Source organism: Streptomyces sp. NPDC058741, assembly GCF_042746715.1.
Taxonomy (GTDB): domain Bacteria; phylum Actinomycetota; class Actinomycetes; order Streptomycetales; family Streptomycetaceae; genus Streptomyces.
The window spans coordinates 16,739-41,453 of sequence record NZ_JBHYQH010000004.1 but is presented as its reverse complement, the minus strand read 5'-3'; the positions used below and the strand labels follow the sequence as shown (position 1 = coordinate 41,453).

Annotated in this window: 26 protein-coding genes and 2 pseudogenes; 15 read left to right on the top strand and 13 right to left on the bottom strand. The window is 73.3% G+C overall.

Going from position 1 to position 24,715, the window contains the following annotated elements; all coding sequences use genetic code 11:
• Positions 1-58: 58 nt before the first annotated feature.
• The 3 genes from ACFW6P_RS04350 to ACFW6P_RS04340 all read left to right on the top strand — a co-directional run bounded on the left by ACFW6P_RS04350 (position 59) and on the right by ACFW6P_RS04340 (position 3,336).
• On the top strand, positions 59-1,090 hold the full coding sequence (locus tag ACFW6P_RS04350; protein WP_386422905.1) for a PP2C family protein-serine/threonine phosphatase: 1,032 nt from the start codon (positions 59-61) through the stop codon (positions 1,088-1,090).
• 255 nt (positions 1,091-1,345) lie between these two features.
• On the top strand, positions 1,346-2,686 hold the full coding sequence (locus tag ACFW6P_RS04345; RefSeq protein WP_386358214.1) for a transcriptional regulator: 1,341 nt from the start codon (positions 1,346-1,348) through the stop codon (positions 2,684-2,686).
• A 104-nt stretch (positions 2,687-2,790) separates the two neighbouring features.
• Complete coding sequence (locus tag ACFW6P_RS04340; RefSeq protein WP_386358212.1) at positions 2,791-3,336, top strand: NUDIX hydrolase; 546 nt, start codon at positions 2,791-2,793, stop codon at positions 3,334-3,336.
• A gap of 1 nt (position 3,337) precedes the next feature.
• Here ACFW6P_RS04340 and ACFW6P_RS04335 read toward each other — a convergent pair whose 3' ends face one another.
• Positions 3,338-3,595, bottom strand: coding sequence for a hypothetical protein (locus ACFW6P_RS04335; protein ID WP_386422904.1), 258 nt, complete (start codon positions 3,593-3,595; stop codon positions 3,338-3,340).
• Between the two features lie 219 nt (positions 3,596-3,814).
• Here ACFW6P_RS04335 and ACFW6P_RS04330 point away from each other — a divergent pair, with 219 nt between their 5' ends.
• Positions 3,815-4,042, top strand: a complete 228-nt coding sequence (locus ACFW6P_RS04330; RefSeq protein WP_386358208.1) for a hypothetical protein — start codon at positions 3,815-3,817, stop codon at positions 4,040-4,042.
• Between the two features lie 32 nt (positions 4,043-4,074).
• On the opposite strand, the gene ACFW6P_RS04325 is transcribed toward ACFW6P_RS04330, so the two are convergent.
• Entirely contained in the window at positions 4,075-4,947 is an 873-nt protein-coding gene (locus ACFW6P_RS04325) for a 3-hydroxybutyryl-CoA dehydrogenase (RefSeq protein WP_386358206.1), read from the bottom strand.
• Between the two features lie 180 nt (positions 4,948-5,127).
• On the opposite strand from ACFW6P_RS04325, the gene ACFW6P_RS04320 reads away from it, so the two are divergent.
• The gene (locus ACFW6P_RS04320) at positions 5,128-6,378 is read left to right on the top strand and encodes a glycoside hydrolase family 10 protein (RefSeq protein ID WP_386358205.1); all 1,251 of its coding nucleotides are present in this window, start codon (positions 5,128-5,130) and stop codon (positions 6,376-6,378) included.
• Position 6,379: 1 nt separating this feature from the next.
• Here ACFW6P_RS04320 and ACFW6P_RS04315 read toward each other — a convergent pair whose 3' ends face one another.
• Together ACFW6P_RS04315 and ACFW6P_RS04310 are read right to left on the bottom strand one after the other, a co-directional pair.
• Positions 6,380-6,580, bottom strand: a complete 201-nt coding sequence (locus ACFW6P_RS04315; protein WP_356444346.1) for a DUF1918 domain-containing protein — start codon at positions 6,578-6,580, stop codon at positions 6,380-6,382.
• Between the two features lie 92 nt (positions 6,581-6,672).
• A complete protein-coding gene (locus tag ACFW6P_RS04310) occupies positions 6,673-7,413 on the bottom strand; it encodes a DMT family transporter (RefSeq protein ID WP_386422903.1) in 741 nt (246 codons plus the stop codon).
• On the opposite strand from ACFW6P_RS04310, the gene ACFW6P_RS04305 reads away from it, so the two are divergent.
• The 3 genes from ACFW6P_RS04305 (at position 7,318) to ACFW6P_RS04295 (ending at position 9,122) form a co-directional block, all read left to right on the top strand.
• The gene (locus ACFW6P_RS04305) at positions 7,318-7,974 is read left to right on the top strand and encodes a hypothetical protein (protein WP_386358201.1); all 657 of its coding nucleotides are present in this window, start codon (positions 7,318-7,320) and stop codon (positions 7,972-7,974) included. The two genes, ACFW6P_RS04310 and ACFW6P_RS04305, sit on opposite strands and share 96 nt — an antisense overlap.
• 40 nt (positions 7,975-8,014) lie before the next feature.
• The gene (locus ACFW6P_RS04300; protein ID WP_386358199.1) at positions 8,015-8,455 is read left to right on the top strand and encodes a GNAT family N-acetyltransferase; all 441 of its coding nucleotides are present in this window, start codon (positions 8,015-8,017) and stop codon (positions 8,453-8,455) included.
• Positions 8,456-8,528: 73 nt separating this feature from the next.
• Complete coding sequence (locus tag ACFW6P_RS04295; protein ID WP_386422902.1) at positions 8,529-9,122, top strand: histidine phosphatase family protein; 594 nt, start codon at positions 8,529-8,531, stop codon at positions 9,120-9,122.
• Here the strand turns inward: ACFW6P_RS04295 and ACFW6P_RS04290 are convergent.
• Positions 9,104-9,547 carry a DUF6314 family protein gene (locus ACFW6P_RS04290; RefSeq protein WP_386358195.1) on the bottom strand — a complete coding sequence of 148 codons (444 nt, stop codon included), beginning with the start codon at positions 9,545-9,547 and terminating at the stop codon, positions 9,104-9,106. The genes ACFW6P_RS04295 and ACFW6P_RS04290 overlap by 19 nt on opposite strands.
• Positions 9,548-10,824: 1,277 nt before the next feature.
• Between ACFW6P_RS04290 and argC the strand changes: the two genes are divergently transcribed.
• Genes argC through ACFW6P_RS04265 form a run of 5 tightly spaced genes read left to right on the top strand, consistent with a single transcriptional unit; the run spans position 10,825 to position 15,658 of the window.
• Positions 10,825-11,853 carry an N-acetyl-gamma-glutamyl-phosphate reductase gene (gene argC, locus ACFW6P_RS04285; protein ID WP_386360081.1) on the top strand — a complete coding sequence of 343 codons (1,029 nt, stop codon included), beginning with the start codon at positions 10,825-10,827 and terminating at the stop codon, positions 11,851-11,853.
• A complete protein-coding gene (argJ, locus tag ACFW6P_RS04280; protein WP_386360084.1) occupies positions 11,850-13,001 on the top strand; it encodes a bifunctional glutamate N-acetyltransferase/amino-acid acetyltransferase ArgJ in 1,152 nt (383 codons plus the stop codon). The genes argC and argJ overlap by 4 nt, the downstream gene beginning before the upstream one ends.
• A complete protein-coding gene (gene argB / locus ACFW6P_RS04275; RefSeq protein WP_386360087.1) occupies positions 12,998-13,906 on the top strand; it encodes an acetylglutamate kinase in 909 nt (302 codons plus the stop codon). The genes argJ and argB overlap by 4 nt, the downstream gene beginning before the upstream one ends.
• Positions 13,903-15,105: an acetylornithine transaminase gene (locus tag ACFW6P_RS04270; RefSeq protein WP_386360090.1), complete on the top strand. Its 1,203-nt coding sequence runs from the start codon at positions 13,903-13,905 to the stop codon at positions 15,103-15,105. Before argB ends, ACFW6P_RS04270 begins: the two co-directional genes overlap by 4 nt.
• A 7-nt stretch (positions 15,106-15,112) precedes the next feature.
• Entirely contained in the window at positions 15,113-15,658 is a 546-nt protein-coding gene (locus ACFW6P_RS04265) for an arginine repressor (RefSeq protein ID WP_309096230.1), read from the top strand.
• Positions 15,659-15,737: 79 nt separating this feature from the next.
• Here the strand turns inward: ACFW6P_RS04265 and ACFW6P_RS04260 are convergent, their stop codons facing one another.
• Genes ACFW6P_RS04260 through ACFW6P_RS04240 form a run of 5 tightly spaced genes read right to left on the bottom strand, consistent with a single transcriptional unit; the run spans position 15,738 to position 20,656 of the window.
• Positions 15,738-16,478: an FAD:protein FMN transferase gene (locus ACFW6P_RS04260; protein ID WP_386359909.1), complete on the bottom strand. Its 741-nt coding sequence runs from the start codon at positions 16,476-16,478 to the stop codon at positions 15,738-15,740.
• A 43-nt stretch (positions 16,479-16,521) separates the two neighbouring features.
• Positions 16,522-17,358: an FMN-binding protein gene (locus ACFW6P_RS04255; protein WP_386422901.1), complete on the bottom strand. Its 837-nt coding sequence runs from the start codon at positions 17,356-17,358 to the stop codon at positions 16,522-16,524.
• A gap of 40 nt (positions 17,359-17,398) precedes the next feature.
• On the bottom strand, positions 17,399-18,781 hold the full coding sequence (locus tag ACFW6P_RS04250; RefSeq protein WP_386422900.1) for a ferric reductase-like transmembrane domain-containing protein: 1,383 nt from the start codon (positions 18,779-18,781) through the stop codon (positions 17,399-17,401).
• Positions 18,782-18,840: 59 nt separating this feature from the next.
• On the bottom strand, positions 18,841-19,293 hold the full coding sequence (locus ACFW6P_RS04245) for an FMN-binding protein (protein WP_386422898.1): 453 nt from the start codon (positions 19,291-19,293) through the stop codon (positions 18,841-18,843).
• 10 nt (positions 19,294-19,303) lie between these two features.
• The gene (locus tag ACFW6P_RS04240) at positions 19,304-20,656 is read right to left on the bottom strand and encodes a ferric reductase-like transmembrane domain-containing protein (RefSeq protein ID WP_386359897.1); all 1,353 of its coding nucleotides are present in this window, start codon (positions 20,654-20,656) and stop codon (positions 19,304-19,306) included.
• A 148-nt stretch (positions 20,657-20,804) separates the two neighbouring features.
• Here ACFW6P_RS04240 and ACFW6P_RS04235 point away from each other — a divergent pair, with 148 nt between their 5' ends.
• Entirely contained in the window at positions 20,805-21,545 is a 741-nt protein-coding gene (locus ACFW6P_RS04235) for a response regulator transcription factor (protein ID WP_386359894.1), read from the top strand.
• Positions 21,542-22,999 carry a sensor histidine kinase gene (locus tag ACFW6P_RS04230; RefSeq protein WP_386422896.1) on the top strand — a complete coding sequence of 486 codons (1,458 nt, stop codon included), beginning with the start codon at positions 21,542-21,544 and terminating at the stop codon, positions 22,997-22,999. Before ACFW6P_RS04235 ends, ACFW6P_RS04230 begins: the two co-directional genes overlap by 4 nt.
• Here the strand turns inward: ACFW6P_RS04230 and ACFW6P_RS04225 are convergent.
• From ACFW6P_RS04225 to ACFW6P_RS04215, 3 genes and pseudogenes are all read right to left on the bottom strand, one after another.
• Positions 22,986-23,168: pseudogene (locus ACFW6P_RS04225) on the bottom strand (hypothetical protein); the annotation flags it as partial. The gene ACFW6P_RS04230 and the pseudogene ACFW6P_RS04225 overlap by 14 nt on opposite strands.
• A gap of 5 nt (positions 23,169-23,173) precedes the next feature.
• Positions 23,174-23,595: pseudogene (locus tag ACFW6P_RS04220) on the bottom strand (pyridoxamine 5'-phosphate oxidase family protein); the annotation flags it as partial.
• Between the two features lie 141 nt (positions 23,596-23,736).
• Positions 23,737-24,633 (bottom strand): hypothetical protein, encoded by an 897-nt coding sequence (locus ACFW6P_RS04215; protein ID WP_386422894.1) that lies wholly within the window; start codon positions 24,631-24,633, stop codon positions 23,737-23,739.
• Between the last annotated feature and the right edge of the window lie 82 nt (positions 24,634-24,715).

Genomic DNA, 24,715 nt, shown 5'->3' with positions numbered 1-24,715 from the left:
GGGCATTCGCGCGCGGGCCCGATTCTCTGTGTCAGGGGCCTGATGGGGGGCCATCGGCATGATCCGCATCAGCGGCCGGGTGCGTGGGCTCGGACTGGCGACGGTGTGGGGCGCGGCGGCCGTCACGTACGAGCTGACCCGTCCGCTCGCCCAGCAGGACGATCTTTCGGCGCGGATCGTCACCAGCGCCGTGTTCTTCGCGGTCGGTACGGGGCTGATCCTCCACGCGCGGCGGTCGCTGACGCGTGAGCTGCGGCGGCTGCGCCGGGTCGCCGACGCCGCGCAGGACGCGCTGCTGCGGCCCCCGCCGTCGTGCGTCGACGGGCTCGATGTGGCGGCGGTGCGGTTCTCGGCCGAGCGGGGCGCCGCGGTCGGCGGGGACCTGTACGAGGTCGTCGCCACCGAGTACGGCGTCCGCGTCGTGATGGGCGACGTACGCGGGCACGGGATCGGCGCGTTCGGCACCGTCGCCGCCGTGCTCGGCTGCTTCCGCGAGGCCGCGCACGACGAGAAGGACCTCGGCGGGGTGCTGCGCCGGCTGGAGCGTGCCCTGGACCGGCATCTGCTCCAGGAGCATCCCGCCGACGACGCGGAGGAGTTCGTGACCCTGCTGCTCGTGGAGATCCGGGCCGACGGCGAGATCGTCGCCCTGAACTGCGGCCATCCCTGGCCGTACCGGCTGAGCGGCACGCGGGCGGCGGAGCTCGCCCCCGGTGACCCCTACCCGCCCCTGGGCCTGTTCCCCCTGCCGGATGCCGACGTGTCCGCTGTCGGCCTGGGCTGCCTGGAGCACGGTGACGCCCTGTTCCTCTACACGGACGGTGCTCAGGACGCCCGGGACGGACGGGGCCGGTTCTTTCCGCTGCCGGCCGTACTGCAGAGCGCCGCGCGGCACGAGCCGGTCTCGTCGCGAGAGGTCCTCACCCGGGTCTCCACGGCGCTGCGGCACCACATCCGCGGCACCCCGGCGGACGACATCGCCCTGCTGATGCTCACCAACGGCCGGAACACGCCGCTCAGGGGCGCGGGGAACCGCGCGAGCGGCCACGGCGCCGACGCACCCGGCGACACACCCCTGGCCTCGTGGTGAGCGCCCGTACGGCCGGCGATGCCGCCCGCCCCACCACGGAGTGTCGGGCAGGCGGTGGGGCGGACGGCGGAGCGGGCCGCCGGACTGTACGAGGGGGAGCCGGCGGCCCGGCCGGCCTCTTTCGAGGCAACCGAGTCAACCGGCCGGCGACTGTGAGCGACAGCGCGCACACAGCGCGGATTCGAGCACTCCGTTCACACCCCGTGTGAAGACGGAACCACTAACCTGGCCGCACCGAGCCACCCGGGGGCCCACATGCAGCCCAACACTCTGCTCGACGCGATCCTGGACGAGGCGGGGATCTCGCACGCGGGGCTGGCCGCACACGTCAATCAGGCGGGGCGGGCACGAGGCCTGTCCCTGCGCTACGAACACACCGCCGTGGCGCGGTGGCTGAAGGGGCAGCGCCCCCGGGGCCAGGTGCCCGACCTGATCTGCGAGGTGCTCGCGGCGCGGCTGCGGCGGCAGGTCACCCTCGACGACATCGGCCTCGGTGTGCCCGGCGAGCCGTCCGCCCCGCACACCGGCTCGCTGTCCGGGTTCGTCGAGCGGGCCACCTCCCTGTGGCGCTCCGACCAGCAGCGGCGCCCGCACCTCCTGGGCGCTCCCGCGCTCACCGGCACGCCCGCCGTGATGCCCGTGTGGGAGTGGGAGAACCCGCCCGAGGACGTGGACGTCTCCCGGGGCGGCGGACACCGGGTCACCCCGGGCGACCTGGAGATGCTGCGGGCGGCCCGCACGCACTACGAGCAGATGTACCGCAAGGCCGGCGGCATCGCGACGCGCGCCCGTATCGTCGGATTCCTCAACGCCGAGGCCGCGCCGCTGCTGCGCGGCAGCTACACCGACGAGACGGGCCGTCAGCTGCACCGCGCCACGGGCGGGTTGGTGGCGGTCGCCGGCATCTGCGCCTACGACTCCGACGCGCACGGGCTCGCCCAGCGCTACTTCCACCAGGCGCTGCGGCTCGCCAAGGCCAGCGGGGACCGCGGACTGGGCGCGTACGTCATCGCGCTGCTCGTCAACCAGTCGCTGTTCATGCGCGAGTACCGGCAGGCCGTGGCGTTCGCGGAGGCCGCGCTGCGGGCCGCCGGCCGGCGCATCACCCCGGCGCTCGCCTCCGACCTGTACGCCATGCAGGCCAAGGCGTACGCGCATCTCGGTGACGGCGGCAGCGCCCTGTCGTGCATCCGGCGGGCCGAGCAGGCCGCCGAGCGCATCCGCCGGGGCCACGAGCCCGACGAGACCGGCTATGTCCAGCCGGGCCTGGTCAACGTCCAGGTGGCGGAGGCCCTGCTCAGCCTCGGGGAGATCGCGGCCGCCGGGGAGCACGCCGCGGCCGCCGTCGACACCCCGGCGCACGACCGGGGACGGGTGCACCGGCTCGCCATGCTCAGCACCATCGAGCTGCGGCAGGGCAATGCCGACAAGGCGGTGGCCATCGCCGTGCAGATGGCCGAACAGGCCCGCGGCATGGAGTCACAGCGGTTGCGCGACCGGTTGCGGGCGGTGCGTGAGCACCTGGTGCGCAACGGGTGCGCGGGCACGGCCGAGGCCGCCGAACTCATCGACGGGGCCCTGCGCGTACCGCTGTAGGTCCGGCCAGGGGTGCCCACCTCCCCGAGCCGCTCGCCGTGCGCCTGCTGTCCTGACGTCCCTGCTGCGATATTGCCCCTTACTCGACGGAAGGTGGCAGAACCATGCAGTGGACGAAACACAACGAACAAACTGTGTACTCAAACCGTTGGTTCAGCGTCAATCTCGCGGATGTCGAACTGCCGGACGGCCGGAACCTCGACCACTTCCTCATACGGCTGCGGCCCGTCGCGGTGGCCACGGTGGTGAACGAGGCCAACGAGGTGCTGCTGCTCTGGCGGCACCGCTTCATCACGGACAGCTGGGGGTGGGAACTCGCGGCCGGGGTGGTCGAGGACGGCGAGGACATCGCCCGCGCGGCCGCCAGGGAACTGGAGGAGGAGACCGGCTGGCGGCCGGGACCCCTGCACCACCTCATGAGCGTGGAGCCGTCCAACGGGCTCACCGACGCCCGGCACCACGTGTACTGGTCCGCCGAGGGCGAGTACGTCGGGCACCCCGTGGACGACTTCGAGTCGGACCGCCGGGAATGGGTGCCCCTCAAGCTCGTCCCCGACCTGGTCGCCCGCGGCGAGGTCCCGGCCGCCACCATGGCCGCCGCGTTACTCCTGCTGCACCATCTCAGACTCGGTCAGGACGACTTGCCCTGAGCTAGCGTCCCAACGCCTGCCACATCGCCATCACCAGGGCACCCACGGCTGTGACGGCGGCGACCGCGGGCAGCGGCCATCGCGCGTGTTCGAGCGTATGGATACGGGTGTCGAGCTCCTCGATCTCCTTGGCGGTCTCCTCGGTGCGGGGGCTGAGCAGGGCCAGCCCGCCTTCGACGCGGGCGTACGCCACATCGAGGCGGCGTCGTAACTCTGCGAGTTCTCCAGGGACGACCCGATGCTCGGGCTCGGCGGTCACGAGTGGACTCCTATCCGTGGTCAGGTCACATCCCTGATGTGCGCTCAGGAGTCAACTCGCCTGGTGGGCGCGAGGTAACCGTGTGCGCGGGGCATATGCGAGCCCGGTGCTCACACGGTGTGTGAATGCCGCGGGCCCGGCACCGACCCAGGTGCCGGGCCCGCCTCCTGGCCGAAATCTGACCGTCCGTAACCGGACCTCTGTGGTATCCGGGAGACCATGACGAAGTGGCGGAAGAACGCGGCCTACGCACTGGTCTGCTACGCGCTCGCGGTCGTGATCATGCGGCTCTCCGCCGGCCAGGGGTGGGGCACGGCGCTGCTGCTCGGTCTCGTGGCCACTCCGCTCGCCCTCTGGATGGGCTGGCTGCGCGGCCGTACGAACGAGCAGACCGCGGAATGGCTACGCCGCCGCGTCCGGCCGTGGCCGGAGGAGCGGCGGCGTTGAGGCGCGGGCCCCGCCCGGGGCCGTCGGCGGGGTCAGTACGAGTAGAAGCCCGACCCCGTCTTGCGGCCCAGCCGGCCCGCGTCGACCATGCGCTGCAGCAGCGGGGGAGCGGCGTACAGCGGCTCCTTGTACTCCTCGTACATCGACTGCGCGACCGAGGCGACCGTGTCCAGTCCGATGAGGTCGGACAGCTTCAGCGGGCCCATCGGGTGGGCGCAGCCCATCTCCATGCCGTTGTCGATGTCCTCGCGGCTGGCGATGCCCGTCTCGAACATCCGGATCGCGGAGAGCAGGTACGGGATCAGCAGCGCGTTGACCACGAAGCCGGAGCGGTCCTGGGCGCGGATCGCGTGCTTGCCCAGCAGCTTCTCCGTGAACAGCTGGGCCCGGCTCAGGGTGCCCTCGGAGGTGGTGAGCGCCGGGATCAGCTCGACGAGCCTCTGCACCGGGGCCGGGTTGAAGAAGTGGATGCCGACCACCTGGTCGGGCCGGGAGGTCGCCACCGCCAGCTTCACCAGCGGAATGGACGAGGTGTTGGAGGCCAGGATGGCGTCGGGCCGGGTCACGACCTGATCGAGCACCTGGAAGATCTCGGTCTTGACCTGCTCGTTCTCGACGACAGCCTCGATCACCAGGTCACGGTCGGCGAACTCGCCGAGGTCCGTGGTGAAGCTCAGGCGGGCCAGCGTGCCCTCCTTCTCCTCCTCGGTGATCTTGCCGCGCTCGGCCGCCTTGGCCAGGGAGTTGAACAGCCGGGTGCGGCCGATCTCCAGGGCTTCGCCGGTGGTCTCGGCGACCATGACGTCCAGGCCGGCCCGGGCGCACACTTCGGCGATGCCCGCGCCCATCTGACCGCAGCCCACGACTCCGACGCGTGCAATGTCTCCCGCTGGGATGTCCGTCACATCGTCCCTTTCGCTGCTGATCCACGTCCGGGCAGGCTCGCCGGGTCCCGGTGCCTGCTCCGTTCGTGCACGTTACTCCCAAGTATCGATGATCGATCGCCGGGGGCGCCCCGACGTCCGGCATGCTGGGCCCCGGAGCGATCCGCGACCGGGCGGATCCGCGGCTTTTGGGGCATGCGGATGGGACGAGTGTCACGCAGGGCGTTCGCTGTCGCGGCGCTGTCGGCCTTCACGATGATGCCTCCGGCGTCGGCCGCGCCCAAGGGAGGTGACACGGCGGACGGCAAGGGCGGCGGCCGGGCGGCCTCGGAGATGCGGGGCGTGTGGCTGGCGACCGTGGCCAACCGGGACTGGCCCTCGAAGGCGGGGCTGTCCGCCGCGCGGCAGCGCGCGGAGCTGCTCGCCCACCTCGACGCGGCCGTCCGCAATGGTCTCAACACGGTGTTCTTCCAGGTCAGGCCCGCGGCCGACGCGCTGTGGCCCTCGCCTTGGGAGCCGTGGTCGCAGTACCTCACCGGCATCCAGGGCAAGGACCCCGGCTGGGACCCGCTGGGCACGGCCGTCGAGGAGGCCCACGCCCGCGGGCTGCAGCTGCACGCCTGGTTCAACCCGTACCGGGTCGCCGTCCACGCCGACCCGTCCCGGCTCGCGGCCTCGCACCCGGCCCGCAGGAACCCGGACTGGGTGGTGGCGTACGGCGGGAAGCTCTACTACGACCCGGGGCTGCCCGAGGTGCGCGCGTTCGTCCAGGACGCGATGCTCGACGCGGTGGCGAAGTACCCCGTCGACGGCGTCCACTTCGACGACTACTTCTACCCCTACCCGGTGGCCGGGCAGACCTTCGACGACGATGCGGCCTACGAGGAGCACGGCGCCGGGTTCCCCGACCGGGCCGCGTGGCGGCGCGACAACATCGACCGGCTGGTGCGCGAGACGGCCGACCGGGTCAAGGAGGCCCGGCCGAACGCCGACTTCGGTGTCTCCCCGTTCGGGGTGTGGCGCAACAGGGCAACCGACGCGCTCGGCTCCGACACCAGGGCCGGCGTGCAGACGTACGACGACCTGCACGCGGACACGCGCACCTGGGTCCGCGAGGGCTGGATCGACTACGTCGTCCCGCAGCTGTACTGGAACATCGGCTTCGCCGCAGCCGACTACGCGCAGCTCGTGCCCTGGTGGGCGGAGGTCGCGCGCGGCAGCTCGACGCGCCTGTACGTCGGGGAGGCGCTGTACAAGGCCGGTGACCCGGCGCAGCCCGCGGCCTGGCAGGAGACCGCGGAGTTGTCCCGGCACCTGACGCTGGCCGGCGGGCACGCGCAGGTGCGCGGGCACGTCTTCTTCGCCGCCGGGGACGTGGCGGCCGATCGGGTCGGGGCCATGGCGAGGGTGGTCGACGACCACTACGGACAGCCGACGCCGCCCCCGCGCTGAGTCACGGCCCGGTGGTGGTCTCCCGGTGGCGGATCTCCGTGTCGGGTCCCGGCGAGCAGATGCCCTCGTGCCCGTCCTCGAACCGGACGCGGTACGGGGGGCCGCCCTCCTCGCCGAGTACTTCGACGATCTCGCCGACCTTGTCGTGCTGACCGACCACCCTGCCGTGCTGGACAAGCTGGTCACCCACGGTTGCGCGCATCTGGGCCTCCTCAGACGGTGTGGGGCATCGGTCCGTGGCCACGCGTCCGCGGTGAGGAGCGCGTCGCCCCGGCCGGCCGTACGCGCCGGGGCTCAGCCGCGCGCCCGCTGTGTGACGGCGATGCAGACCAGCACCGCCGCGGCCGTCAGCGGCGCGGCCACCGTCAGGTGCTCGCCCAGCAGCAGCACCGACCACACCAGTGTGAGCAGGGGCTGTGCGAGCTGCAACTGGCTGGCCTTCGGGATGCCGACGGCCGCCATGCCCCGGTACCAGAAGACCAGCCCGAGGAACTGCGAACCGGCCGCGACCCAGAGGAGCCCGGTGACGCTGTGCGCGGTGAGCCGCACGGGCTCCTGCGCCAGGGCGAGCGCGGCGACCGGTACGGCCACCGGCAGGCACAGCACCAGCGCCCAGCCGATCACCTGCCAGCCCGGCATGATCCGGGCCAGCCGGCCGCCCTCGGTGTACCCGGCCGCGCACACCACCAGCGCCGCGAAGAGATACAGCTCGGCCGTGGTCAGGGCGCCGCCGCTCTGCTGCGCGGTGAACGCCAGCACCGCCGCGGCGCCCGCGAGGGCCGCCGCCCAGAACGTGCGCGAGGGGCGGGTGCCGACGCGCAGGGCGGAGAAGAGCGCGGTGGTCAGGGGGAGCAGCCCGACCACGACGGCGGCGTGCGCGGTGGTCGAGGTCCGCAGCGCCAGCGTGGCCAGCCGCTCTTCCAGAACCCCACCGGTGCCGTGCTCGCGCCCGGGCGGCGCGCCGAGGTGCTGCGCATCGCCCGCGAGGCCGGCGCGTTCGTCGTCGAGGACGACTTCGTGCGGCGGCTCGTGCACGAGGACGCGGGGCCGCTGCCGCGTCCGCTGGCCGCCGACGACCCCGACGGCGTCGTCGTCCATGTCTGCTCGCTGACCAAGGCGACCTCGCCGAGCTTCCGGGTGAGCGCCCTGGCCGCGCGCGGGCCGGTCCTGGAGCGGCTGCGCGCCATCCAGATCGTCGACACCTTCTTCGTGCCGAGGCCGCTGCAGGAGGCCGCCCTCGAACTCGTCGGCTCGCCCGCCTGGCCCCGTCATCTGCGGGCCGTCTCCGCCGAGCTGAAGGCCCGACGGGACGCGATGACGTCCGCGCTCGCCCTGCGCCTGCCGGAACTGGCCCTGGCGCACGTCCCGTCCGGCGGCTACCACCTGTGGCCGCGCCTGCCCGACGGTACGGACGAGGCGGCCCTGGTGGCGGCGGGCCTGCGCGCCGGTGTCGCGATCACGCCGGGCCGCCCCTACTTCAGCGCCGAGCCGCCGGCCGCCCACCTCCGGCTGAGCTTCGCCGCCGTCGCCACCACCCAGGAGATCACCGACGGCGTACGGCGGTTGCGCAGGGCCTGGGACGAGGCGCCGGGATAACCACTCGACGAGCCTCGGGCCCGCCTGCGAGCATCGCGCCATGACCGGCACCCCGCCCCTGCCCGAGGGCTACGAGATCTCCACCGACCCCGCCCGCGTCGACGCCACGCGCGTGCATCACTGGCTGTCCACCGACGCCTACTGGGCGCTGGGCCGCACCAGGGAGAAGCAGGACCGGGCCATCGAGGGCTCGCTCAACTTCGGGGTGTACGAGGAGGCGTCGGGGGAGCAGGTCGCGTACGCCCGGGTCGTCACCGACCGGGCGACCTTCGCATGGCTGTGCGACGTGTACGTCGACCCCTCGGTGCGCGGCAAGGGCCTCGGATCCGCCCTCGCGACCGCCGTCCGGGAGAAGACGCGGTCCTACGGCGTGCGGCGCGTGGTGCTCGCCACGCACGACGCGCACGGGGTCTACGCGAAGATCGGGTTCGCGCCACTGGAGCGGCCCGAGCACTGGATGGCGCTCGTCTTCGACCGGTGAGACCGGCGGCACCCTCGGTAACGCCTCGACGGCGCCTCTTGACCGGCTCACGTGCTGCGCCCACCATCGCCGCATGTCACTTCGGGTCACGTTCGTCGCAGCCGCGCGCGGCGCACCGCCGCTCGCCGAGCGTTTCGAGGACGCCCAGCCGCTGGACCAGGCCGGCTGGGCCGAGGTGGAGCGCGCGGCCCGGGACCTGCTGCCGCTCGCCGCGGCCGAGCTGCGCTACTGCTCGCCGACCCCGCGCAGCCGTGCGACCGGGGACGGGCTCGGCTACGCGCCGCTGGTGCAGCTCGCCCTGCGCGACTGCGACATGGGCCGCTGGCGGGGGCTGTCCCTGGGCGAGGCGATGGCCCGGGAGCCCGAAGCCGTGGACAGCTGGCTCGCCGACCCCCGGGCCACCCCGCACGGCGGTGAGTCGCTGGTGGATTTCATCACCCGGGTCGGCGGCTGGCTCGACACCCGGCCCGTGGAGGACGGCTGCCGGGTCGTGGCGGTCGCCGAGCCGTCGGTGATCCGTGCCGCCCTGGTCTACGCCCTGAAGGCACCGCCCTCGACGTACTGGAACATCGATGTCCGGCCGTTGTCGACGATCTGCGTGACGGGCCGCGCGGGCCGCTGGAACCTGCGGTTCGACGGGGCGTCCGCTCAGCCCTCGCGGGTGTAGCCGGTGCGCAGGACCAGATCCTTGGCGGGCCCCCGCACCCGCCACACCGTCCGCCAGCGGTCGGCGTCGAGGACGGTGAACTCGCCGCGGTAGAGGTCCGCCGCGCACGGATGGCCGACGACATGCCGCCCCGACCTCAGGTCCAGGTCATGGAAGGGCCGCCCGTCCGCGAACCGCACGTCCGCCGTACCCGGCGCCCTCCCCGGCAGGAACCGCAGCGTCCGCTCGGCGGGCCGGGCGACGCCCTGCCAGACGAAGGTGCCGGACTCATGGTGCAGGAGGCCGCCGCCGGCCAGCGGGCTGAACCCGGTGGTCCCGGAGAACCGCCCCTCGTCCCCGCCGGCCAGATCCCGCACCGAGCGTTCGACGCGCCAGCTCCCCGCGAGGTAGTCCAACACCTCGGGCACCGGCCGGAATTCGGCCATGGCGTCCCCTCCTGTGTTCCCTTCCGCCGCGGGGCGGCCCATGGATGTCCTGAGCCCCTTTCCTCTTCGCCGTGCGCGGCCCCACCCGTGGTATGTCCCGGTCCACCGCGATCCACTTGCCGGCCAGGGCGGCGTCGAGGGTGTTGGTGAAGACCAGGGGCGGCAGGCCTCGGGTGGCCGTGGTGCTCTTCGTGGCCCGACCAGCGAGATCACGAACTGCAGCTTGGAGTATCAAAGACCGGTGCCGAGCTCCCTGTCCACGACGACCTCGTGACCGGATACCCGCGGACCGTTCCACTTTCCGACAGGGTTCTCACGCTGACCCCAGGGTACCGTTCGGTGAACTTCCTGATGGCCCATGCATACGACGGGCAGACCTCATACCGGGTGGTTCGAACGGCGGGTCGGGGGACGGTTTCCGGAATTTCTTCCGCACCGCTGACTGACACCCCCCAGGGCATCACACTTCCACCCGGCGACATCACATCCGCCGCGGCGCACCGCCGGTACGGGCGATCTTCCGGAGGTACAGGTTGCTCCCCGGTCCGGTACCGCCCTCGACGCCCGGGTCCTCGACGCGGGCGTACCGGTAGCGCATCGCGTTCCCGGGGGCGTCGCGGACCTCGGTCAGCGCCCGTTCGAAGGCGTTGCCGGTCCCGTCGGTGAGAGCGGCGTCACGCCCCGGGCCCCGACCGTCGGCTCGCGGGTGCCGATTCCATCGCGAGGGGGGCGCTGAACTCGGCCCCTGATGCTTCACCTGCACCACTCACGGTAGGCGACACGCCGTGAAGTGTCCGCAGTCGACCGCTCATTCAACCCGCGCAGCGCACCGGCAGAGCACCACCGCCGGCGCAGCACCCCCACGGCATCCTGACGCCCGCGCCGCCCCGCTCGACCACAGGCGCCCCCGGCTACCCGCACAGCACACACCGTGCACGCTGGGCGCGCGGCTTGCGGACGGTGCGCCAGGGCCTGACCGACGGCAACCGATGAGACGGCGGGCGGCACGGGCGAAGGGCCGCCCTTCTCCTCGTGGCCCTTCCGGCGGCCGCCGTCGGCCAATGACGACGGACGGGCCGCGGAACCGTCCGACCCGCGGGGCCCGCGCCGCTCGCCCGGGCCGGACGCGGGGCGGGCCCGCACGTCCGGTTCCGGGCCAGGGGCACGGCGACGTGATCCGGCTGCTCGGCCACCCGCCGCCCGCGCGCAACAGCTCGGCACGGCATTGCATAAACGTGCATTGATACGTATAGTCATGCCATCACGAAGGAGGATCCATGGCGGTACGTGCGGCAGTGGCCGGAGCGAGCGGATACGCGGGCGGGGAACTGCTGCGTCTGCTCCTGACGCACCCCGAGGTCGAGATCGGCGCCCTGACGGGCAACTCCAACGCCGGGCAGACGCTCGGCGCGCTCCAGCCGCACCTGCTGCCCCTGGCCGGCCGGGTGCTGCGGGAGACCACGCCGGAGGTCCTCGCGGGCCACGACGTCGTCTTCCTCGCGCTGCCGCACGGGCAGTCCGCCGCGGTCGCCGAGCAGCTCGGCCCGGACGTCCTGGTGATCGACATGGGCGCCGACTTCCGGCTCACGGACGCCGCCGCGTGGGAGACGTTCTACGGCTCGCCCCACGCCGGCACGTGGCCCTACGGCCTTCCCGAACTGCCGGGTGCCCGCGCCGTGCTGGAGGGGTCCAGGCGCGTCGCGGTACCCGGTTGCTACCCCACCGCCGTCTCCCTGGCCCTCTTCCCGGCCTACGCGGCGGGCCTGGCGGAGCCCGAGGCCGTGATCGTCGCCGCGTCCGGCACCTCCGGCGCGGGCAAGGCGCCCAAGCCGCACCTGCTGGGCAGCGAGGTCATGGGTTCGATGTCGCCGTACGGCGTCGGCGGCGGGCACCGTCACACCCCCGAGATCACCCAGAACCTCAGCGCGGCCGCCGGGCAGCCGGTCTCCGTCTCCTTCACCCCGACCCTCGCCCCGATGCCGCGCGGCATCCTCGCCACGTGCAGCGCCAAGGCCGCCGACGGCGTCACGGGCGAGACCCTGCGTGCCGCCTACGAGAAGGCCTTCGCCGACGAACCGTTCGTGCACCTGCTCCCCGAGGGCCAGTGGCCGGCCACGGCGTCCGTCTACGGTTCGAACGCCGTTCAGGTGCAGGTCGCGTACGACGCGGCCGCCGGGCGGATCATCGCGATCAGCGCCATCGACAACCTCACCAAGGGCACCGCGGGCGGTGCCGTCCAGAGCATGAACCTCGCCCTCGGTCTCGACGAGACCACCGGACTGACGACGATCGGAGTTGCGCCGTGAGCGTGACCGCAGCGAAGGGATTCACGGCGGCGGGCATCGCCGCCGGGATCAAGGAGAACGGCAACCCCGACCTGGCCCTCGTGGTCAACACCGGGCCCCGCCGCGCCGCAGCCGGCGTCTTCACCTCCAACCGCGTGAAGGCCGCGCCGGTCCTGTGGTCCGAGCAGGTGCTCAAGAGCGGCCAGGCCTCCGCGGTCGTCCTCAACTCCGGCGGCGCCAACGCCTGCACGGGCCCCAAGGGCTTCCAGGACACCCACGCCACCGCCGAGAAGGCCGCCGAGGTCCTCGGCCGGGGCGCCATCGAGATCGCCGTCTGCTCCACCGGCCTCATCGGCGTCCTGCTGCCCATGGACAAGCTGCTCCCGGGCGTGGAGACGGCAGCGGCCCAGCTCTCCGAGCACGGCGGCGAGAAGGCCGCCATCGCCATCAGGACCACCGACACCGTCCACAAGACGTCGGTCGTGACCAAGGACGGCTGGACCGTCGGCGGCATGGCCAAGGGCGCGGGCATGCTCGCCCCCGGCCTCGCCACCGTGCTGGTCGTCCTCACCACCGACGCCGACCTGGACGGCGACACCCTGGACAGCGCCCTGCGGGCCGCCACGAAGGTCACCTTCGACCGGGTCGACTCCGACGGCTGCATGTCCACCAACGACACCGTGCTGCTGCTCGCCTCCGGCTCCTCCGGCATCACCCCCGCCTACGAGGAGTTCGCCGAGGCCGTACGGCAGGTCTGCGACGACCTCGGGCAGCAGCTCATCCGGGACGCCGAGGGCGCCAGCAAGGACATCAAGGTCGAGGTGATCAACGCCGCGACCGAGGACGACGCCGTCGAGGTGGGCCGCTCCATCGCCCGCAACAACCTCCTCAAGTGCGCGATCCACGGCGAGGACCCCAACTGGGGCCGGGTGCTCTCCGCGATCGGCACGACGAGCGCCGCCTTCGAACCGGACCGGCTGAACGTCGCCATCAACGGCGTATGGGTCTGCAAGAACGGCAGCTTCGGCGAGGACCGCGACAAGGTCGACATGCGCTACCGCGAGGTGCACATCGTCGCCGACCTCGCCGCCGGGTCCGCGACCGCCACCATCTGGACCAACGACCTCACCGCCGACTACGTCCACGAGAACAGCGCCTACAGCTCATGAGCACACCGACGCGCAAGCACACCGCGCTGCCCAAGGCGCAGATCCTCATCGAGGCGCTGCCCTGGCTGGTCCGGCACAACGGCAAGACGGTCGTCATCAAGTTCGGCGGCAACGCCATGGTCGACGAGGACCTCAAGGCCGCCTTCGCCCAGGACGTCGTCTTCCTGCACCACGCCGGCCTCAAGCCGGTCGTCGTGCACGGCGGCGGACCGCAGATCAGTGCCGCCCTCGACCAGCACGGCATCGTCAGCGAGTTCAAGGCGGGCCTCAGGGTAACCACCGAGGACGCCATGGACGTCGTGCGGATGGTGCTGGCCGGGCAGGTGCAGCGCGAGCTGGTCGGGTTGCTCAACCGGCACGGCCCGCTCGCCGTCGGTCTCACCGGCGAGGACGCCCACACCATCACCGCCACCAAGCACCAGCCCGAGATCGACGGCGAACTCGTCGACATCGGCCGGGTCGGCGAGATCACCGCGATCGACACGGGCGCCGTCGAGGCCCTGCTCGCCGACGGCCGCATCCCGGTCGTCTCCTCGATCGCCCGGAGCGAGGACGACGGACATGTCTACAACGTCAATGCTGATACGGCTGCTGCGGCGCTCGCTGCGGCACTGGACGCCGAGACCCTCATGGTCCTCACCGACGTCGAGGGCCTCTACGAGGACTGGCCGAACAGCGACGAGGTGATCAGCCGCCTCACCGCATCCGAACTGGAGCGGCTGCTGCCCGATCTGTCCTCCGGCATGGTGCCGAAGATGGAGGGCTGCCTGCACGCCGTGCGCAACGGCGTGACCAACGCCCGCGTGATCGACGGGCGGGTCCAGCACTCGATCCTGCTGGAGATCTTCACCGACGAGGGCATCGGCACCATGGTCGTGCCCGACGAGAAGGGGGATGCCGGATGACCGCCAGCGAGGAACTCGCCGAGCGGTGGCGGGGCGCGCTCATGAACAACTACGGCACCCCGCTGCTGCCCCTCGTCCGCGGTGAGGGCACCACGGTGTGGGACGCCGACGGCAGGTCCTACCTCGACTTCGTCGGCGGCATCGCCACCAACGCCCTGGGCCACGCCCACCCGGCGGTCGTGGAGGCCGTGAGCCGGCAGATCGGCTCCCTCGGCCACATCTCCAACTTCTTCATGGCGGAGCCGACCGTCACCCTCGCCGAGCGGCTGCTGCGCCTCTTCGGCCGGGACGGCAGGGTCTTCTTCTGCAACTCCGGCGCCGAGGCCAACGAGGCCGCCTTCAAGATCGGCCGGCTGACCGGGCGGACCCACGTCGTGGCCACCGAGGGCGCCTTCCACGGGCGGACCATGGGCGCCCTGGCGCTGACCGGCCAGCCCGGCAAGCGGGACCCGTTCCTGCCGCTGCCCGGGGAGGTCACCCACGTGCCGTTCGGCGACGCGCAGGCCCTGGCCGCCGCCGTCACCGACGAGACCGCGCTGGTCATCATCGAGCCGATCCAGGGCGAGCTCGGCGTCGTCGTCCCGCCCGCCGGCTACCTCAGGGCCGCCCGCGCCATCACCGCCGCCACCGGGGCGCTCCTCGTGCTCGACGAGGTGCAGACCGGCATCGGCCGGACCGGGCACTGGTTCGAGTACCAGGCCCACGAGGGCGTCCTGCCCGACGTCGTCACCCTGGCCAAGCAGCTCGGCGGCGGGCTGCCCCTCGGCGCGACCGTCGCCTTCGGCCGGGCCGCGGAGCTGCTCCGGCCCGGCCAGCACGGCACGACCTTCGGCGGCAACCCCGTGGCCTGCGCCGCCGGGCTCGCCGTCCTCGACACCATCGAGGACGAGGGGCTGCTGGAGAACGTCAAGCGGCAGGGCGAGCGGCTGCGCGAAGGAATCGAGGGCCTCGGCCACCAGTTGATCGATTTCGTCCGGGGTGCGGGACTCCTCCTGGGTATCGTGCTCACCGAGCCGCTCGCGCCCCAGGTGCGGCAGGCGGCTCAGGAGGCCGGTTTCCTGGTGAACGTGCCCGCCCCCGACGTCGTCCGGCTGATGCCGCCGCTGAATCTCCGCGACGACGAGGTGGACGCGTTCCTGGGAGCGCTGCCCGGCATCCTCCAGGCAGCCGGCGGGCAAGAAGGACGATCCGGGGAATGAGACGACGATGAGCCAGGCGCAGGACCACGAGCAGCCGGGGGCGAACGGGCCCGCCGTGCCGCAGACCCGCACCGCACGCCACCGCCGGATCGTGGACATCCTCAACCGGCAGCCGGTGCGGTCGCAGAGCCAGCTGGCCAAGCTGCTCGCCGACGACGGACTGAGCGTCACGCAGGCGACGCTCAGCCGCGACCTGGACGAGCTGAACGCGGTCAAGATCCGCAACACCGACGGCGACCTGATCTACGCGGTGCCGAGCGAGGGCGGTTTCCGCACCCCGCGCGCTCCGCTGGGCGGGTCGGCGAAGGAGGAGCGGATGCGGCGGCTCTCCCAGGAGCTGCTGATCTCCGCGGAGGCGTCGGCCAATCTCGTGGTGCTGCGCACGCCGCCCGGCGCGGCCCAGTTCCTCGCCTCGGCGATCGACCAGGCCGAGCTGCACGACATCCTCGGGACGATCGCCGGAGACGACACCCTGCTGCTGATCAGCCGGGAGCCGACGGGCGGGCAGGCGCTGGCGGATCACCTGCTGAGGCTCGCGCAGAACGGGCAGTAGCGCCTCGGGGGCGCGGGCGGGGCGCCGGGCGCGGGTGATCCGTGGCCGGCGCCCCGCCCGCGCCCTGAGCCGGTTCGCCTCACCCCAGCCGCGCCGCCAGCCCCCCGGTGCAGCACACCTCGTCACCGGCCGTGATGAGCAGCGCCTCGACGTCCGGCAGCGACTCCAGCCACGCCAGCCCGGCCCGCGACCCCATCGCGAACGCCGCCGTGGCCCAGCAGTCCACCCAGGTCAGCCGGGGCCCCACCACCGTCACGGCGACGAGGTCGCTCACGGCCGAACGCCCCGTCCGCGGATCGACGATGTGCGCCCCGCGCTCCGCCGTGCCGGACGTGGCCACGGACAGCTCCCCCACCCCGGCCGCCGAGACGACCGCCGCCAGACCCCCCGGCCGCAACGGGTCGGACACCCCCACCCGCCACGGCCGCTGCCCGCCCGGCGTCCCCAGCAGCTGCACGTCCCCGCCGCCGTTGACGTTCACCCCGCACACCCCGGGCACCGCGGCCAGCCGCCGCGCCGCCCGCTCGACCGCCCAGCCCTTGACGATGCCGGTCGGATCGAGGCGGCCCCCGTACGACGTGCTGAACCAGCCGTCGCTCAGCCGCTCCGCCTCGGCCGCCAGGCCGAGCACCTCGGCGACCTCGGGATCGCACTCCTCGACGGCCAGCTCCCCGCGCTGCAACCGGGAGACCTGGCTGTCGTCGCGGTAGGTGCTGAACACCTCGTCGACCCGGTGCAGTCCGGCGACGACCTCGTCCACGGCCGCGCGCACGGCGGCCGGTTCCCCGCCGCGGACGTCGAGGGAGAAGACGGTCCCCATCGTCTCCTCGACATGACGTACCTCGGCGGAGTCGGCCACGGTGTCAGCCACCGGCCTGGTCCAGTGCAGACTGGAGGGACTTCTTGTAGCCGGCGCTGGTGTACGTGGCCCCGGACACCGCGTCGATGTCCGCGCTTCCTGCCGCGACGGCCGCCCGGTTGAGGCGGGGGACGGAGGTGGAGGTGATCAGGTCGCTGCGCCCGCCCTTGGGCGCCTGGACCGCCTCGGCCTTGGTGATCTTCCCGCCCGCGACGGTGATGCGGACCTGGACGGGGCCGTACTCCGTCTGCGCCACGCTGCCTGTGAGGGTCTGCGCCTGCGCCTGGCCGGCGCCCCGATCGGATCTCTGGCCCGAGCCCTGGGCGGCACCGCCCGGGGTCTCGCCCGAGCCCTGGGCGGCACCGCCCGGGGCCTCGCCCGAACCCCGGGCGGTACCGCCCGAGGTCTTGGCCTTGTCCAGGGCGGACTGGAGGGACTTGTTGTAGCCCGCGCTGGTGTACGTGGCACCCGACACCGCGTCGAGGTCCGCGCTCTGCGCCGCGACCGCCGCCTGATTGAGGCGGGGCACCGCGCTGGCGGTGATCTGGTCGCTGCGCCCGCCCTTCGGCGCCTGCACCGCCTCCGCCCGGGCGATCTTGCCGTTGCTCATGGTCAGGCGGACCTGGACCGCGCCGTACTCCGTCTGCGCGGCGTCACCGGTGACCGCGCCGTTCACGCCGCCCTGCGGGGCCTGCCCGGCCGCCGCCGGCGGCACCTGCCCGCCCGCCGCCTGGGCGGCGCCCGGGTCGGAGGCCGGCTTCAGGGACAGCAGCAGCACGATCCCGGAGACGGTGGCTGCCCCGGCGAGCACGGCACGCCGGACGGGGTGAGACTTCCTCATCGTTTCCCAGACTCCTGAAGGGCCGTTGGTGTCCCGTCGCTCACATCTCGAACGACTCGTGATGAATACGGCGCGCGGGGACTCCCGCGCCGCGCAGTGCCTCGTAGACCGACTGCGCGAAGCCGGGCGGCCCGCACATGAAGACGTCGTGGTCGCCGATGTCCGGGATCTTCCGCCGGAGGGACTCCGCGGAGATGTCGGGACGCTCCCCGTCGGGGCTGTTCACCGCGTACATCAGCCGTGCGCCGCGCTCGTCGGCGATCCTGGCGAGCTCGCCCCACAGCGCCAGGTCCTGGGTGCTGTTGGCGCGGTAGAGGAGAGTGATGTCACCGGACGCGCCGGGCAGCGTCTCGAACAGCGCCCGCATCGGGGTGATCCCCACGCCGCCCGCCACCAGAAGCACCTTGCCGCGGCTGCGGCGCTGCGCGGTCATCGCGCCGTACGGGCCCTCCGCCCAGACCCGGGTGCCGGGCGTCAGCTCGCGCAGCCGGGACGTGTGGTCGCCCATCGCCTTCACGGTGATCCGCAGCATGTCCGGGCGGGGCGCCGCCGACAGCGAGTAGGGGTGGGAGCTGAAGCGCATGCCCGGCGCCAGGAACCGCCACCGGAAGAAGTGCCCGGCCTCCGCGCCCATGCGGTGCAGCCTGCGGCCGCCGATCAGCACGGACACGATGCCCGGAGTCTCCTCGATGACCGCCTCGACCCGCATCCGGTGCCGCAGGTTCAGCCGGATCGGGGTGAGGATCCGGTACCAGACGACCAGTGCGGTCACCACGCCGTACAGCCCGTACCAGAACGTCCTGGCGGCCGGTTCCACGGCGAACTCGTTGCCGTTCGTGATCTGGTGCCAGAACGTCATGTACACCGCAACGTAGGTGAGCAGGTGCACGTGGTACCAGGTGTCGTACCCGATCAGCCGGCGGACCCCGCCGATCGACAGGATCCCGATGACGACCAGCAGACCCGTGCCGAGGGCGGCCTTGCCCGTGTCCGGCAGCTGGTCGACGGAGTCGACGGTCTGCTGCACGACGTCGGCGAGCCCCTTGCCCGCCTGCAGGGCGTAGCCCCACATGGTGAGGAAGACGTGGGCGAGGACCAGGCAGAGCGTGTAGCGGCCGGTCATGGCGTGCCAGCGCGCCACCCGGTCGGTGCCCACCCGCCGCTCCAGCGCCGGCACCCGCGCCATCTGCAGCACCACCAGCGCCATCAGGTACCCGGCGAGCAGGCCCGTGATCCGGCCGGCCGCCAGGATCCTGCTCGCGGTGTCCGCGAGGGCCGGCGTGTTGTCCCACCAGAGCCACAGCACGGCCGCCGCCCCGGCCCACAGGGCGGTCAGCAGCGGTACGGCCGGGGAGCGGCGCGGGCGGATGCGGCGCATCGTCTGGCGGCGGGCGGCACGTCCGCCTGCGAGCGTGGTGGTCACGGTTCCTCCGTGGGGACTTGACCCTTGGCCCACAGATACGTGCGCCGAAGCCGGTGTGTTCAGCCGCGCGCCGAGTCCAGGGCGGACTGGAGTGACCGCCGGTAACCGTCGCTCGTGTAGGTGGCTCCGGAGACCGAGTCGATGCCCGCGCTCTGGGTCTGCAGCGCCTCGGCGCGCAACCGGGGCAGGGCGTAGCGGCTGATCTCCTGGTCCCGCGGGTTGTCCGCCGGGTGACGGACGGCGGTGACGTCGGTGATCCGGCCGTTCACCAGGGTGATGCGGACCTGGACCGGGCCCCAGCGGGTCTGCGCCGTGTCCCCGGTGACGGTCTTCGTGCCGGTGGCCCCGGACCCGCCCGCCGTGCCGGCACTGGCGGACGGGACGGGCACCGCCAGGGCGGGTTCCGGCGGCGTGTGCGGCTTCAGCGACAGCAGCAGCACCACCCCGGAGACGGTGGCGGCACTCGCCAGCACGATCCGGCGCAGCGGTCGGTCCTTCTTCAACGGGTGCACGCGTGCCGCCTCACAGTTCGAACGACTCGTGGTGGATACGGCGGTCCGGCACACCGGCGGTGCGCAGCGCCTCGTACAGATCGCGGGCGAACCCGTGCGGGCCGCACACGTAGACGTCGTGACCGGCCAGGCCGGGAACGGCCGCGCGCAGGTTCCCGGCGGTGAGGGCGGGCCGCCGGCCGTCCGGGGTGTTGAGGGCGTACAGCAGCTTCGCGCCGCGCCGGTGCGCGATGGCCTCCAGCTCCCCGGCCAGCGCCAGGTCCTCGGCGGTCCGGGCCCGGTAGACAAGGGTGACCTCGCCGGGCAGCGTCTCGAACAGGGCGCGCAGCGGCGTGATGCCGACGCCGGCGGCGACCAGCAGCGACTTCGGCGAGGTCCGCCGGTCCCCGGTCATCGCGCCGTACGGTCCCTCCGCCCACACCCGGGTGCCGGGCCGCAGCCGGGACACCGCCGCGCTGTGGTCGCCCAGCGCCTTGACCGTGATGCGCATCCGGTCCCCCCGCGGCGGCGCCGACAGCGAGTACGGCGTCGACGTCCCGCCCAGGCCCGCGCCGAGGAACCGCCAGCGGAAGAACTGCCCGGACCGCGCCCCGAGTTCCTCCAGCCGCCGTCCCCGCACGACGACGGAGTGCACGCCCGGCGCCTCCGGGTGCACCGACTCCACCCGCAGCCGGTGCCGCAGGTTCAGCCGCACCGGCACCAGGATCCGGTACCACAGCACCAGGGCCGCGACACCCACGTAGAGCGCGTACCAGACGGCCGTGGCCAGGGGATGCCCGCTGAGGTCGTTGCCGAGGGTCACCTGGTGGAAGAACGCCAGGAAGACCGCGCCGTAGGTGAGCAGATGGACGCGGTACCAGAACTCGTGGCTGGTCCGGCGGCGCACGGCACGCGCGGAGGTGACACCGACCGCGAGGAGCACGGCCGTGCCCGCGGTCGCCTTGAGCATGTCCGGGTAGTCCAGGACCACCGTCAGCGTCTCGTGCACGAGCGAGGCGCCGTCCTGGGCGGCGTACCCGAGAAGGATCAGTACGACGTGCGCGAGCAGCAGCCCGATCGTGTAGCGGCCCGCCCTCGCGTGCCAGCGGGCCACCCGGTCCGAACCGATCCGCCGCTCCAGCACCGGCACCCGCGCCATCAGCCCCACGAGCACCGCGCAGGCGTATCCGCACAGCAGCCCGCTGATGCGCCCGGCCCCGGTGAGCCAGCCCGCCGCGCCCACCACTTGCCCGGTGTCCGCCCACCACAGGGCGACCACCGCCGCCGCCCCACCCCACAGCAGCGCCTGCACGGCGCCCGCGGGGGAGCGCCGCCCGGGCGTCCCCGGGGCCTGCGCCGTTCTCCGCTCGTCCACGGTCGTCATCCGCACGTCCTTTCGCCGGTCCGGGACGCCACTGTGCCGCCGCAACCTCTGAGCACCCTCTGAACGGGCCCCCGGCCGCCCGACTCAGAGGAAACTCAGAGCGTCGCCGCCCGTCCTCCCGCGCGCGGGGAGCGATCCTGGAGGGGAGATGAACACCACCAGATCCGGACGCCCCGCCCTCACCCGCCCCGACGGCAGCCCGCTGCGCGTCCTCGTCGTCGACGACGACCCCGACCTCGCCGAGGTGCTCTGCGGCGCCCTGCGCTACGAGGGCTGGCAGGTCCACGCGGCCGCCGACGGCTCCTCCGCCGTCGCCGGGGCCCGGGAACTGATGCCGGACGCGGTCGTCCTCGACGTGATGCTCCCGGACACCGACGGCTTCGCGGTGCTGCGCTCCCTGCACGCCGTGAAGCCGGACGTCTGCGTGCTGTTCCTGACGGCGCGGGACGCGGTGGAGGACCGGATCGCCGGCATCACGGCGGGCGGCGACGACTACGTGACCAAGCCCTTCAGCCTGGAGGAGGTCGTCGCCCGGCTCCGCGGACTGCTGCGCCGCGCCGGCATGGCCCGTCAGCCGGAGGACGGACCCCGGCTCACCGTCGGCGACCTGGTCATGGACGAGGACTCCCACGAGGTCACCCGCGCGGGAGAGCTGATCGAGCTGTCACCCACCGAGTTCGAACTGCTCCGCTTCCTGATGCGCAACCCGCGGCGCGTCCTCAGCAAGGCGCAGATCCTCGACCGGGTCTGGTCCTACGACTTCGGCGGCCGGGCCCACGTCGTGGAGCTGTACATCTCCTATCTGCGCAAGAAGATCGACGCCGGGCGCGAGCCGATGATCCACACCGTGCGCGGCGCCGGTTACCTGCTCAAGCCGGTGGCCCGGTGAGGGGCGTACGGCCCCTGCCGCGCCCGCACACCCTGCGCGCCCGGCTGACCCTCGGCCTGGTCGTGCTGCTCGCGGTGAGCTGTGCCGCGGTCGGGCTGGCCGCCGTGGTCGAGCTGAACGGCTTCCTCGTCGACCGGCTCGACCAGCAGCTGGCCCAGGTGGGCAGCCGCTTCCCCGAGAGCCTGGAGCACGGCGGCCGGCTGCCCGACGACCACGACGGCGACGAGCGCGGTGACACCCGCCGGCAGCCGACGGGCACCTTCGGCGCACGCCTCGTCGGCGGGACGGTCACCGACGCCGCCGTGGTCCGGCCCGGCAGCGTCACCGCCGTCTCCCTGACCGCGGGCGACCGCGCGCAGCTGCGCGCGGTCCCGCGGGACGGCGCGGGGCACAGCGTCGACCTCTCCGCGCTGGACGCCTACCGGGTGACGGCCGCCCCGGGGGCCGACGGCGACGTCCTGATCACCGGTCTGCCCCTGGAGCCGGTCGAGGCCGCCGTCCACCGGCTGGAACTGGTCGCCGCGAGCGTCTTCGGCGCGGCCCTCGCCGTCACCGGCGTGGCCGGCGCACTGTGGGTGCGCTGGTCGCTCAGGCCGCTGAGCCGGGTCGCCGCCACCGCCACCCGGGTCAGCGAACTGCCGCTCGCCAGCGGCGAGGTGGCCCTGCCGCCGAGAGCGCCCGACGCCGACCCGCGCAGCGAGGTGGGCCAGGTCGCCGCCGCCTTCAACCGCATGCTCGGGCATGTCGAGGGCGCGCTGGTCCGGCGGCACGCGAGCGAGGAGCGGCTGCGCAGCTTCGCCGCCGACGCCAGCCACGAACTGCGCACCCCGGTCGCCTCGGTGCGCGGCCACGCGGAACTCGCCCTGCTGCACCCCGGCCCCGTGCCCCCCGAGATCACCCGGGCCCTCGAGCGCATCGCCGCCGAATCGGGCCGCATGGGTGAGATGGTCGACGAGATGCTGCTGCTCGCCCGGCTGGACGCGGGCCGTCCCCTGGAGCGTGGCCCCGTCGACCTCACCCGGCTGGTCCTGGACGCCGTCACCGACGCCCGTGCCGCCGGACCCGGTCACCGCTGGACCCTGGACCTCCCCAGCGAGCCGGTCACGGTCACCGGCGACGAGCACCGCCTCCAGCAGGTGCTGGCGAACCTGCTGGCCAACGCCCGCCAGCACACCCCCGACGGCACCGAGGTGACGGTGTCCCTGGTGGACGAGGGGACCTCGGTGGTCCTGCGGGTGCACGACGACGGCCCGGGCGTCCCGGAGGACGTCCAGCCGGGGGTCTTCGAACGCTTCACCCGGGCGGAGCACCGCCGCCGTGCGGACGCGGTGGGCGGCGGCGCGGGCCTCGGGCTGTCGATCGTGGCCGCGGTGGCGCAGGCGCACGGCGGCGGTGTGGAGCTGGACAGCAGACCGGGCTCGACCACCTTCACCGTGCGGCTCAGTACCGCGTGACGGCCGTCCGTCCGCCGCTGGTCCCGATCGCCAGGTGCGGCGCGCGCCCGGGGCGCGCCCAGATGAGGATGCGCCGCATCGCGTCCCTGGGCACGGACACGCAACCTGCCGTCGCGCCCCGCCCGTCGACGTGGAGGAAGATGCCCGCGCCGCGCCTCCGCACGGGACGTCCGAGGGCACCGCGTAGCCCAGGTGTCGCGGACGAGTTCGGCGGTGACGACGGTGATCGCGCGCGGTCCGTGCGGACTCGGGCCGATGCCCGGGAAGCGGCCGAGCAGGTCCCCGAAACGGGGTTCGTCGCGGAAGACCGGCCCGCCCCGGCCGTGCACGCGGACGATGTTGGGCGGGCCCTGGAAGGCGCACCACATCGGGGTGATCCGTCCGTTCTCCCGCAGATGGGCGATGGTCTCGTCGTTGGAGCCGGCGAAGTCGAGGTAGGCCACCGTACGGGCGTCGAGCACGGCGAAGGAGCCCTTGAGGCCTTTGGGGGAGAGGTTGCTGTCGGCGGACAGGGGAGCGGTGGCGGTGAGGAAGCCCGGCTGCGCCTCGATGAACGAGCGGAGCCGGCCGCCTGTGTGCTCACGAGTCTTTCCCATGTCCAACGATGATGGGCGCGGGTCCTTCGGCCGTCCGAGGAATCAGGGGAGGCCGGTGACCGTCGGCCGCCCGCACGGGGGCCGCTCGTCCGTGGCCGCCCCGGCCGGCGCTGACTCGGGGCGGCCACGGCGCCTGTCACCTCACTTGGTGAGGGTGCAGGCGGCCAGCGAGTCCAGGCCGGCGGGACGCTCGGCCGTGCGGCCGATGGCGGTGGCGATGCGGTTGATCGCGGCGACGCGCTTGTCCTCCAGCGGGCCGAGGATGGCGTTCTGGACGAAGTCGGGTCCGCCCTGGCCGACGGTGTCGGCCAGGCGCTTGTCGGCCTCCTGGATCTGCTTGTCCAGGTCAGCCAGGTTGCGGTCGACCTCGGCCTGGGCGGAGGCGGGGACCGCGGGCAACTGCGAGGCCACGTCCGGGCAGCCGATCGTCCCGGCACCGGCGTTCCCCGCGCCTTCCCCGGCCCCGGCGCCCGCACCGGCCTCGCCGCCCGCACCGGCCTCGCCGCCCGCACCGGCCTCGCCGCCCGCACCGGCCCCGGCGCCCGCGCCCGCCTCCGCGCCGGCTTCCGCCTCGCCCGCTCCGGCGCCGCCGTCGGCGTCGAGCCGGCAGGGGGCGAACGCCTCCAGGCCCTCGGGCTTCGCGGCGGCCCGCCCGATGGCGGTCTCGATGCGGTTCAGGGCGGCGACGCGCTTGTCCTCCAGCGGGCCGAGGATGGCGTTCCGGACGAAGTCGGGTCCGCCCTGGCCGACGGTGTCGGCCAGGCGCTTGTCAGCCTCCTGGATCTGCTTGTCCAGGTCAGCCAGGTTGCGGTCGACCTCCGCCTGGGCGGAGGCGGGGATCTCCGGCAGCTGCCCGGTCACGTCCGGGCAGCTGATGGTGCCGGGACCCGCCAGCGTCCGGGCGCTCGTCGCGCCGCTGCCGGACGGCTCCCCGGCGAGGGCGAAGCCGGCGATCACCGTGCCGGACAGTGCCACCGCGGCGGCGCCGCCGATGAGCGTGACGCGACGCTTGTTGTACTTCGGAAGAGCCCTGGACATGCGGGTGCCTCACTAGGGGTCGGGGGTGTGGTGGTCGTGCAACGCGGCGCCTGCGTTCGGCGAGAGGTACGGGTAAGCGGTT

Bases quoted from the DNA above. Each gene is read 5' to 3' on its own strand.
- ACFW6P_RS04330 (WP_386358208.1), top strand. From the start codon at position 3,815: ATGACGAAGTGGCGGAAGAACGCGGCCTACGCACTGGTCTGCTACGCG.
- ACFW6P_RS04290 (WP_386358195.1), bottom strand. From the start codon at position 9,547: ATGGCCGAATTCCGGCCGGTGCCCGAGGTGTTGGACTACCTCGCGGGG.
- ACFW6P_RS04270 (WP_386360090.1), top strand. From the start codon at position 13,903: ATGACCGCCAGCGAGGAACTCGCCGAGCGGTGGCGGGGCGCGCTCATG.
- ACFW6P_RS04235 (WP_386359894.1), top strand. From the start codon at position 20,805: ATGAACACCACCAGATCCGGACGCCCCGCCCTCACCCGCCCCGACGGC.
- ACFW6P_RS04260 (WP_386359909.1), bottom strand. From the start codon at position 16,478: ATGGGGACCGTCTTCTCCCTCGACGTCCGCGGCGGGGAACCGGCCGCC.
- ACFW6P_RS04300 (WP_386358199.1), top strand. From the start codon at position 8,015: ATGACCGGCACCCCGCCCCTGCCCGAGGGCTACGAGATCTCCACCGAC.
- argC (WP_386360081.1), top strand. From the start codon at position 10,825: ATGGCGGTACGTGCGGCAGTGGCCGGAGCGAGCGGATACGCGGGCGGG.
- ACFW6P_RS04240 (WP_386359897.1), bottom strand. From the start codon at position 20,656: ATGACGACCGTGGACGAGCGGAGAACGGCGCAGGCCCCGGGGACGCCC.
- ACFW6P_RS04215 (WP_386422894.1), bottom strand. From the start codon at position 24,633: ATGTCCAGGGCTCTTCCGAAGTACAACAAGCGTCGCGTCACGCTCATC.
- ACFW6P_RS04340 (WP_386358212.1), top strand. From the start codon at position 2,791: ATGCAGTGGACGAAACACAACGAACAAACTGTGTACTCAAACCGTTGG.
- ACFW6P_RS04295 (WP_386422902.1), top strand. From the start codon at position 8,529: ATGTCACTTCGGGTCACGTTCGTCGCAGCCGCGCGCGGCGCACCGCCG.
- ACFW6P_RS04345 (WP_386358214.1), top strand. From the start codon at position 1,346: ATGCAGCCCAACACTCTGCTCGACGCGATCCTGGACGAGGCGGGGATC.
- ACFW6P_RS04320 (WP_386358205.1), top strand. From the start codon at position 5,128: ATGGGACGAGTGTCACGCAGGGCGTTCGCTGTCGCGGCGCTGTCGGCC.
- ACFW6P_RS04255 (WP_386422901.1), bottom strand. From the start codon at position 17,358: ATGAGGAAGTCTCACCCCGTCCGGCGTGCCGTGCTCGCCGGGGCAGCC.
- argB (WP_386360087.1), top strand. From the start codon at position 12,998: ATGAGCACACCGACGCGCAAGCACACCGCGCTGCCCAAGGCGCAGATC.
- ACFW6P_RS04315 (WP_356444346.1), bottom strand. From the start codon at position 6,580: ATGCGCGCAACCGTGGGTGACCAGCTTGTCCAGCACGGCAGGGTGGTC.
- ACFW6P_RS04265 (WP_309096230.1), top strand. From the start codon at position 15,113: ATGAGCCAGGCGCAGGACCACGAGCAGCCGGGGGCGAACGGGCCCGCC.
- ACFW6P_RS04350 (WP_386422905.1), top strand. From the start codon at position 59: ATGATCCGCATCAGCGGCCGGGTGCGTGGGCTCGGACTGGCGACGGTG.